This window comes from Cyanobium sp. LEGE 06143 (assembly GCF_015207535.1).
In the GTDB taxonomy this organism is placed as follows: Bacteria; Cyanobacteriota; Cyanobacteriia; order PCC-6307; family Cyanobiaceae; genus NIES-981.
Window position 1 is genome coordinate 1 of the sequence record NZ_JADEWP010000283.1, and the last position, 2,190, is coordinate 2,190.

General features: G+C 59.5%; 2 protein-coding genes. Both read left to right on the forward strand.

The window, feature by feature from the left end; genetic code table 11:
• Positions 1 to 1,240, forward strand: a 1,240-nt coding sequence (locus tag IQ216_RS13555; RefSeq protein ID WP_193815889.1) for a 1-acyl-sn-glycerol-3-phosphate acyltransferase, incomplete at its 5' end; no start/stop codon positions are given.
• 113 nt (positions 1,241 to 1,353) lie between these two features.
• A partial coding sequence (locus IQ216_RS13560) for a wax ester/triacylglycerol synthase domain-containing protein (RefSeq protein ID WP_370566755.1) occupies positions 1,354 to 2,190 on the forward strand: 837 nt, incomplete at its 3' end.

Genomic DNA, 2,190 nt, shown 5'->3' on the forward strand with positions numbered 1-2,190 from the left:
ACTCCAGGAAACCTGGAAGCTGATGGCCATCGCCCGGGAAAACCACAATGTGTTCCTGAGCATTCTGGCCATCTCCTGGTTCTGGTTTCTCGGCGCAGCCTACCTGACCCAGTTCCCCAACTTTGCCAAAACCCACCTGATGGGTGACGAAACCGTAGTCACCATCCTGCTGGCCATTTTTACCATTGGTATTGCCGCCGGCTCCATTGCCTGTGAGCGGCTGTCCGGCCACAAGATTGAGCTGGGCATTGTGCCCATCGGCTCCCTCGGGCTCAGTTTCTTCGGCATTGACCTGTACTTCAACATGCCCGAGCAGCCCATACCCTCCGACTGGTGGATGATCATCACCGAMCCCCATTACCGTCAGGTGGCCATCGACTTGCTGGCCATCGGCATCTTTGGCGGGCTGTTTATCGTGCCGCTGTATGCCTATGTTCAGCGAGAAGCCTCGCCAGACACCCGGGCGCGGGTGATCGCCGCCCTCAACATTTTTAACGCCCTGTTCATGGTGATCAGTGCCCTGCTGGCCATGCTGATGCTGGGTGTGATCGGGCTGRGCATTCCCGAGTTTTTCCTGGTGCTGTCGATCATGAACCTGATCGTGGCGGGCTTTGTCTATCAGCAGGTGCCGGATTTTGCCCTGCGCTTTGTGATCTGGGTGCTGTCCCACACCGTTTACCGGGTCAGCCATCATCACCTGGACAGGATCCCCGAAGAAGGGCCAGCGCTGTTGGTGTGTAACCACGTGTCCTACATGGACGCCCTGGTGATTGCCGGTGCCGTGCGCAGGCCGGTGCGCTTTGTGATGGACCACAACATCTTCGCAACCCCCATCATGGGCAGCTTCTTCCGGCTGGCCAAGACCATCCCGATTGGTCCGAAATCCAGGGTCCCGGAAATCTACGAAGCGGCCTTCGACCGCATTGACGAGGAGCTGGCCGCCGGCCATCTGGTGTGCATCTTCCCGGAAGGCAAACTGACCAAGGACGGCGAGGTGGATACCTTCAAGCCCGGTGTGGACATGATTCTGCAGCGCCGGCCGGTCACCGTCGTGCCGATGGCCCTGAGAGGCCTGTGGGGCAGTTTCTTCAGCCACTGCGGTGGCCCGGCATTCAGCCACCTGCCGAAGCGCTTCTGGTCTCGGATACACCTTCTGGCGGACCACCCCGTTGGCCCGGAGCAGGCCTCCGCATCGTTTCTGGAGGAAAAAGTCAAAGCCTTGCGGGGTGACCACCGCTGATCCCAACTGCCGCGCAGTCGCCTGGGTAACACAGAACCGGGTTAATAAAGTCAATAAAGCCTGGGCCGACTTGCGCTAGTATCGGCCCATAGATCAATAACAAGGATTGCGCTGTGAAACCTCTGAGCCCCACCGACCAATTGTTTCTCTGGCTGGAAAAGCGCCAGCAACCCATGCATGTGGGAGGCCTGCAGTTATTCTCGTTTCCCGAGGGCGCGCCGGATGATTATGTGGCACAGCTAGCGGAGGAGCTGAGGCAGAAATTTGAGGTGACGCCGCCGTTTAACCAGCGGCTGAGCTACAAGCTGGGTCAGCCAATGTGGGTGGAAGACGAACACCTGGACCTGGAACACCATTTCCGTTTCGAGGCCTTGCCAACCCCCGGCCGTATCCGGGAGTTACTGGCATTTGTGTCGGCGGAGCATTCCCATTTGATGGACCGAGAACGGCCCATGTGGGAAGTACACCTGATTGAAGGGCTTAAGGATCGGCAGTTTGCCATCTACACCAAGATTCACCATTCCCTGGTGGATGGCGTATCCGCCATGCGCATGGCCACCCGGATGCTCAGCGACAACCCGCAGGACACCGGTCTCCCCCCCATCTGGGACCTGCCCCGCAAAGCCCGGCCAGACCGGGACGACCCGGGCAGCTCCCTCTGGCACAGCATCACCCACCTGCTGGGGATGTCTGGCAAGCAGCTGGGCACCATTCCCACGGTGGCCAAAGAGCTGCTGAAAACCATCAACCAGGCCCGTAAAGACCCGGCGTACGACTCCATCTTCCACGCGCCACGCAGCGTGTTGAACCAGAAAATCACCGGCTCCCGCCGTTTCGCCGCCCAGTCCTATTGCCTCACCCGCATCAAGTCGGTGTGCGAAGCCTACGGCACTACCATCAACGATGGGGTCACCGCCATGTGCGCCTCGGCTTTGCGAACGTATCTGATG